7 protein-coding genes are annotated in these 7601 nt (G+C 44.5%); all 7 read left to right on the forward strand.

The window, feature by feature from the left end; translation table 11 throughout:
- Positions 1 to 122 precede the first annotated feature (122 nt).
- Positions 123 to 1934: a translation elongation factor 4 gene (gene lepA / locus F6J99_RS38135; RefSeq protein ID WP_070392771.1), complete on the forward strand. Its 1812-nt coding sequence runs from the start codon at positions 123 to 125 to the stop codon at positions 1932 to 1934.
- A 291-nt stretch (positions 1935 to 2225) separates the two neighbouring features.
- The gene (locus F6J99_RS38140; protein WP_070392770.1) at positions 2226 to 3161 is read left to right on the forward strand and encodes a UDP-glucuronic acid decarboxylase family protein; all 936 of its coding nucleotides are present in this window, start codon (positions 2226 to 2228) and stop codon (positions 3159 to 3161) included.
- Positions 3162 to 3287: 126 nt separating this feature from the next.
- Positions 3288 to 4679 (forward strand): UDP-glucose/GDP-mannose dehydrogenase family protein, encoded by a 1392-nt coding sequence (locus F6J99_RS38145; protein ID WP_070392769.1) that lies wholly within the window; start codon positions 3288 to 3290, stop codon positions 4677 to 4679.
- Positions 4669 to 4884, forward strand: coding sequence for a hypothetical protein (locus tag F6J99_RS38150; RefSeq protein ID WP_293121128.1), 216 nt, complete (start codon positions 4669 to 4671; stop codon positions 4882 to 4884). Before F6J99_RS38145 ends, F6J99_RS38150 begins: the two co-directional genes overlap by 11 nt.
- 119 nt (positions 4885 to 5003) lie before the next feature.
- Positions 5004 to 5303: a hypothetical protein gene (locus F6J99_RS38155; RefSeq protein WP_293121130.1), complete on the forward strand. Its 300-nt coding sequence runs from the start codon at positions 5004 to 5006 to the stop codon at positions 5301 to 5303.
- A gap of 304 nt (positions 5304 to 5607) precedes the next feature.
- Positions 5608 to 6510, forward strand: a complete 903-nt coding sequence (locus F6J99_RS38160) for a zinc ribbon domain-containing protein (protein WP_293121132.1) — start codon at positions 5608 to 5610, stop codon at positions 6508 to 6510.
- Positions 6511 to 7300: 790 nt separating this feature from the next.
- Positions 7301 to 7601 (forward strand): hypothetical protein (locus tag F6J99_RS38165; protein WP_293121134.1); only part of this gene is annotated, 301 nt, incomplete at its 3' end.

Below are 7601 nucleotides of genomic sequence, written 5' to 3' on the forward strand. Positions count from 1 at the left end.
TCTGGCTCACTTATAACCATTCCAGGGATAGTACCCTTACCTCTGACGGAAAACATTAAAATACATTAAGTTGATCATGAACTCAATAGACCAGTTATTGACTGGGTTTATACCAATAGCTTATGACTGATGCCCCTGTCTCTCATATTCGTAATTTTTCGATTATCGCCCACATTGATCATGGGAAATCGACCTTAGCTGATCGCCTACTGCAAGCTACTGGTACCGTAAGCGACCGCCAGATGAAAGAACAGTTCCTGGACAATATGGATTTGGAACGGGAGCGGGGAATTACGATTAAGCTCCAAGCGGCTCGGATGAACTATACTGCTAGCGATGGTCACGAGTACGTTCTCAATTTAATTGACACTCCCGGTCATGTGGATTTCTCCTATGAAGTGTCGCGCTCACTAGTGGCTTGTGAAGGAGCACTGTTGGTAGTCGATGCATCCCAGGGTGTAGAGGCTCAAACTCTAGCAAATGTTTACCTAGCCCTTGAACACGATCTAGAAATTATTCCCGTTCTAAATAAAATAGACTTGCCTGGAGCTGAACCGGAAAGGGTGAGTACCGAAATCGAAGATATCATTGGTCTTGATTGTAGCCAAGCAATTCGAGCATCAGCCAAGGAAGGTATCGGTATCGACGAAATCCTGGAATCCATTGTACATCTAATTCCACCTCCAATCGATACCGTAGAGCAACCCCTAAGGGCGTTGATTTTTGACAGTTACTATGATGCTTATCGTGGCGTAATCGTTTATTTTAGAGTGGTCGATGGCACTCTAAAAAAAGGCGATCGCATTCGCTTGATGGCATCTCGCAAGGAGTACGAAATTGATGAGCTAGGGGTGCTTTCCCCTAACCAAGTCCAAGTGGATGAACTCCACGCGGGTGAAGTTGGTTACCTAGCTGCTGCCATTAAGGCGGTAGCCGATGCCCGTGTTGGTGACACCATTACTTTAGCAAAAGCAGCAGCTATTGACCCTTTACCAGGATACACGGAAGCCAAACCCATGGTTTTTTGTGGCTTGTTTCCCACGGATGCTGACCAGTATAAGGATTTAAAGGAAGCATTAGATAAGCTCAAGCTCAATGATGCTGCCCTGAACTACGAACCAGAAACTTCCTCTGCCATGGGATTTGGCTTCCGCTGTGGTTTCTTAGGCTTGCTGCACATGGAAATTGTTCAAGAGCGCCTGGAAAGGGAATATGATTTGGAGCTAATCACCACTGCCCCTTCAGTGGTGTATCAAGTGACCACCAATCAGGGAGAAGTCCTTGAAATTGATAATCCGAGTACCCTGCCATCCCCCCAAGAACGGGAAAAAATTGCCGAACCCTATGTCCGGGTAGAAATGATTACTCCAGAAACCTATGTTGGGACTCTGATGGAACTCTGTCAAAGCCGCCGTGGGGATTTTAAGGATATGACTTATCTTGCCCAAGGACGGACTACTTTAATTTATGAATTACCCCTAGCAGAAGTGGTTACTGACTTTTTTGATCAAATGAAGTCTCGCTCTCGGGGTTATGCCAGTATGGAGTACCAGCTCATTGGTTACCGAGATAATCCCTTAGTCAAGCTGGATCTACTGATTAATGCGGAACCTGTGGACTCCCTGGCCGTAATTGTTCACCGAGACAAAGCTTACTATGTGGGTCGGACCTTGGTGGAGAAACTTAAGGAACTTATTCCCCGCCACCAATTTAAAATTCCTCTTCAAGCCGCTATTGGTAGTCGAGTCATTGCTAGTGAACATATTCCGGCTTTGAGAAAAGATGTATTGGCTAAATGCTACGGTGGTGACATTTCCCGGAAGAAAAAACTTCTCCAAAAGCAGGCAAAAGGGAAAAAGCGGATGAAGGCTGTAGGCACTGTTGATGTTCCCCAGGAAGCGTTTATGGCAGTATTACGTCTTGACCAAGGTTAGAGGGGTGATTGAGTCATTAAACGTCCAGAGCTGAAAGCCGAGTACTAATCTCGTAATGCTTAGTACCAACCTAGTAATACCAACTAGCGTAATTTTCAACCAGTCAGCCAAGAAAATTTGATGATAACCTTCGGTAATTACTGAATCGGTTTTCAAGGTAGGTGAACAACTATATGGGGAGATATATATCCGGAATTTTTGCCATCAATTAAAAAAAAAATTGTCTAACTGGACACAGTTAAACTCAGAGGTTAGTTTAGGATTGATTTCACATGATAAAAGTTCAGTGGCATGAGAATCCTAGTTACTGGTGGGGCTGGTTTTATCGGCTCCCATCTAATTGATCGTTTGATGGCAGAAGGTCATGAAGTTATTTGTCTGGATAACTTCTATACTGGCCACAAACGGAATATCCTCAAATGGCTGTCACACCCCTACTTTGAGTTGGTCCGTCACGACATCACTGAACCGATTCGGTTAGAAGTTGATCAAATATACCACCTTGCTTGTCCAGCATCCCCAGTTCACTACCAGTACAATCCCGTCAAGACTATCAAAACCAATGTCATGGGTACCCTATACATGCTAGGGTTAGCCAAACGGGTGAAGGCGAGATTCTTATTAGCATCCACGTCTGAGGTATATGGGGATCCTGACGTCCATCCCCAGTCAGAAGATTATCGGGGTAATGTCAATCCCATTGGGATCCGCAGTTGTTACGATGAAGGGAAGCGAGTGGCAGAAACCCTCGCATTTGACTACCATCGACAAAATGGTGTAGACATTCGTGTAGCTCGCATTTTTAACACCTACGGTCCTCGAATGCTGGAAAATGATGGGCGAGTCGTTAGCAATTTTGTGGTGCAAGCTCTGAAGGGGGAACCCTTAACGGTTTATGGGGATGGTTCACAGACCCGAAGTTTCTGCTATGTCTCCGACTTAGTAGAAGGACTAATTCGACTTATGAATAATGACCATACCGGACCGATTAATCTCGGAAATCCTGGAGAATACACTATATTAGAACTCGCTCAGGCAATTCAGAAAATGGTGAATCCTGATACAGAAATTATCTTTAAGCCTCTACCTCAGGATGACCCCCGACGTCGTCAACCAGACATTAGTAAAGCTAAAACTTTACTAGGTTGGGAACCTACTATTCCTTTGTCAGAAGGGTTAGATTTGACAGTATCCGATTTCCGTAAGCGTTTAACTCCTCAAGAGTAAAACAATCAGATTTAATTAAATCAATCAACCTCGGGTCAGGGTGCCAATACTATCTTTGGCTCCAACCGTGAGACTTACCTAACCTTTACTAACCATTGAAGTTTATATTAATTGAGGCATAGGTCCATGCGCGTTTGTGTAATTGGTACAGGATATGTGGGCTTAGTAACTGGCGCTTGCTTAGCCCATATCGGTCATCATGTAATCTGTGTAGACAACAACGAAGAAAAAGTTAAGTTGATGAAGTCTGGACAGTCCCCTATCTATGAACCAGGACTGTCGGAAATAATGCAGGAGTCAGCTAATGCAGGTAGACTTGAGTTTACCACAGATTTGGCGGCTGGGGTAGAGCATGGGGAAATTTTATTCATTGCAGTGGGAACTCCCCCCCTACCTACCGGAGAAAGTGACACTCGTTATGTGGAAGCAGTTGCCAGAGGGATTGGCTCCCATCTCAAGGATGGTTACAAAGTAATTGTCAACAAATCAACGGTACCCATCGGTTCTGGAGATTGGGTACGCATGATTGTCCTAGATGGGGTAGCTGAACGCCAGAAATCTTTGGTAACTGCAGGAGGGCAAGCTGAAACTGAAGCAGCAGAAGACATTACAGCGGATTTTGATGTGGTCAGTAATCCAGAGTTTCTCCGAGAAGGGTCAGCAGTTTACGATACCTTTAATCCAGACCGTATTGTCCTAGGAGGCAATAGCGAACAAGCGATCGCAATGATGAAGGAACTGTATCAACCAATTGTCGAACGCCAGTTTGCCGAAGACAAATCCCTTCCCCCAGTTTCTGTACTAGCTACAGACCTCAGCTCAGCTGAAATGATTAAATATGCGGCTAATGCCTTTTTGGCTACTAAAATTAGCTTTATTAATGAAATTGCCAATATTTGCGATCGCGTCGGTGCTGATGTTACCCAAGTTGCTCAAGGAATTGGTTTAGATTCCCGGATTGGCAACAAGTTTTTACAAGCAGGAATTGGCTGGGGTGGTTCTTGCTTCCCCAAAGATGTCTTAGCACTACTCCATACCGCTGAAGATTACGGTTATGAAGCAGATTTGCTTAAAGCCACTGTCAGTGTCAACAAACGCCAACGTCTACTTGCGGTTGAAAAACTCCAGAAAGAGCTGAAAATCCTCAAGGGTAAAACAGTGGGTCTGTTGGGTTTGACCTTTAAGCCCAATACTGATGATATGCGGGATGCTCCTGCTCTAAATCTGGTGGAAGAACTAAACCGACTCGGAGCCAAGGTCAAAGCCTATGACCCAATTATTTCCCAAACTGGCATGCGTCATGGTCTATCTAACGTGATTGTCGAAACCGATCCAGAACGGTTGGCTGATAGCTGTGATGCTTTAGTGTTAGTTACAGATTGGGATCAGTTCCAGAAGCTGGACTATGGTAAAATGGCCCAGCTGATGAACCATCCGGTGATCATTGATGGCCGCAACTTCCTAGATCGGAACCAGCTAGAACGTGCTGGTTTCTCGTATTTGGGAATTGGTCGTTGAACTATATCCCCTGATCTTGGACCGAGGATTGATTGTCAACCTAAAGTTGTCAGAGCAGCTGATTAACTTTAGGTTGACAACTTTAGGTTTAAAACTTCCCGACAAATCTCTGACTTGGGACAATCAAGTTGTGTTGTTACTTCCTGCTCCAGGGATCAGGACTTTCTTGGAGCGCTTTGATCACGAAATTAGCGGCATTTTTTAGGCACCTCGCAGTTAGGTCGTTAAAAATTGGGATAAAACGGGATTTAATTACACAAGACGGACATTGACAATTTAATAGCGCTAGAGTATACTAAAAGTACAGGATACAGGAAACCAAGGATGCCCAAGAAAGTAGGCGCAATAAAGAAGATATCCACTCAGATCGTCCCTGTTGTGGGGATGAGTAAGTCGGTTGAGCTTGAGTTGCTGTCTACGATCAAAAAGCTTGGTATCGTCCGCTCTGAGTCTTACAACAAGCTGGGCAGCATTAGCCATTGGGGGATTGATTGGAAAAAAGCCTACCCAGAAGTTAGGAGTTTTAGGACTCCTGAATCTTTGGGACTGCCCTCTAAGTTAATGGAGTGGACTGAAGCGCGATACAGCAAAAGCCATCACAGCGAGCCAGGCGGCTTGTACTGAAGCGGTAATAAAAAAGGTCTACAAAAGGTTTCCTGGAAAGGATAACCAAAAGATAAGAAAGGAACTTTGCAAACAACTAAAGACCTTAGCCTTCCTGGATAGTCCACTCCTGCACAGGCTTGTCAGAAAGGAGTTTCAGAGAGGGCATTCTTGGGTTAAAAATCAAATAGTATACCAACAAGGAGGGTACAAATGCAAAAGACTCTCCCGCAACACTTATCAGCTAGAACTAGCTGGACTAAGGAGAGGAAAGAGAAACATAATAGTTGTTAGATCTAATCGCCAAATAAGTGGGCAGATTAGATTGATCCACAATCAACTCCTGCAAAGATTTGAAATTCACTTCTTGGTAGATTACGGTACCGTAGCCATCCCTGCTGATCGCCGTTCTATAGGAGTAGACAAAGGGTACACAGAGGCTTTCTATGATTCAGATGGTCAGGCGCACGGAAAAAACTTGGGCAAAGTGGCTACCAATAAATCCGTTCGCGTAGCGTGGCCTTTTGGCCATCGTATATGTTCCAAAAACCGCAACAGAGGAAAGCTTTGGGCACTTCATAGAAAACTCGAAAAAATCAACCCAGCTAAGTCTGCTCGAATACTCAAAAATAACCTGAGTAGAAAAACCGAAAATCGCCGATACAGAAAAAATCAATCAGAACTCACGGCCATAATAGGAGCCGCATCTAAGTCTCTTTTTGATGGGGAATCATTAAAAGTATTTGCTGTTCGCGAAGCGTGGCCTACGGCCTCAGATTTAACACAGCCGATTAGAAATAAACGTCAGTCTAAGACCATGTCCCTCAAGCTTAACAGTTGGATGAAGGGAAAAATGCGGGACTCCTTGCAGAAATGGGCGAATTGGACTGGCTCGGTTGTCACAGAAATTCAGCCAAGTTACACGTCGCAAGTTGACTCCGTGACCGGAACCCTATTAGGGAAAAGGAGCGGGGACAGCTTTACCAGATTTGATGGGGTCGTGTTGCAGGCTGATCACAATGCTGCCAAAAACATCCTTGTTCGTGGTACAGACAAGGAGATTTCCCGGTATATGAATAAAACTGAGGTTCAGGCAGTGTTGCTGCGCCGTACCGCGCGTTTCTTGAAAGGTATGGGACTAAGTTTAGCTGACGCAGTCGAGCTGGGATGGCTTGACTCTAAGCATAGCCAAACTCGGGCTTTTAAGGAACTCCTTACCGGGATGTAAGGAACATCTAGATAGATGAATGGCAGGCTTGACTCCAATTGCCGTACGACCATTCCTCACTCAGACCACAATAAAATGCACCTTGACCCGTGGTACCGGGTTTATCCCGATTAATCCTGGTTCAAGAGTATCCCATAAGTGAAATCCTGTACTAGAATAACTGAGGGGTCAGACCCCTCAGTTTTTTTTGTCAATACTAGCTAAATACCCAAACCCCATCCCCAAAGGTAAAAATCGTAGTTGTTGGGATTTGCAAACAACTTTGTGTTAAGACTATTGTTGGTGTTGAACAAGAACAAAACCCCAATCAGCACCCAGCAAGGTTGGTACGGGGGCATCAAGCATCTAAATTGAGTGAACTGACCAGTAATTGCCATTAACATTGGCTAGGTGATCGGCAAGTGTTAAAGTCCTACCAAGAAATCGGCACTACCCCAACAGGGTAGGTCAGGTAACTGATTTGCTGGTCAACTATGGGGGGATTAAATATCTGTGTTGATGGTTTAATGGCTTCATGGATGCCAACAACCATTGACTATCAGCAAACCTGATCAGTAACCTAAGCGTGATCTAGTTGGCGACAAATCGAGCTAAGCACTAAACTCTAGTAATGGTAATTTTGGTGATAGTTTTGGCTTAGATCACTAACAGTCCTTGTAAATCCTAGGTATCTGAGCTAATTTTGGTTCAGTTTTCAACAAATCTGAGCCAAAATAATCTAGAACTGGGTGTGCCCTAAAATTGTGACCATAACTGGTCGTCAGGCAAGATCAATGAGAGTGGAGGTAGTATGAGTCGCCAAAAACCAAGCCCTTTCCTAGAGCGGCGACAGGGTTTACAGAAAGGATTGATTAGGCAAAAAACCCCGACAATCCATCAAACAACTAGTCAATGTCTGAGATGGATAGTCAAGAATGTCCTTCTATGGATGCAACTGCTTAGTACTGGGTCATTCGCCGTAGTCTGGATGCTGTCCTTGAGTGCCATTGAACCAGCTCAGGCAACTGCTATATATAAACATACTAAGTTCTTAGAGCAGCTCCGGACAAATCAGAGCAATGATTCAGGTCAATCCGTTAGTGAGGAAAGTG

It is taken from the genome of Moorena sp. SIO4G3, assembly GCF_010692305.1.
Taxonomy (GTDB): Bacteria; Cyanobacteriota; Cyanobacteriia; order Cyanobacteriales; family Coleofasciculaceae; genus Moorena; species Moorena producens_A.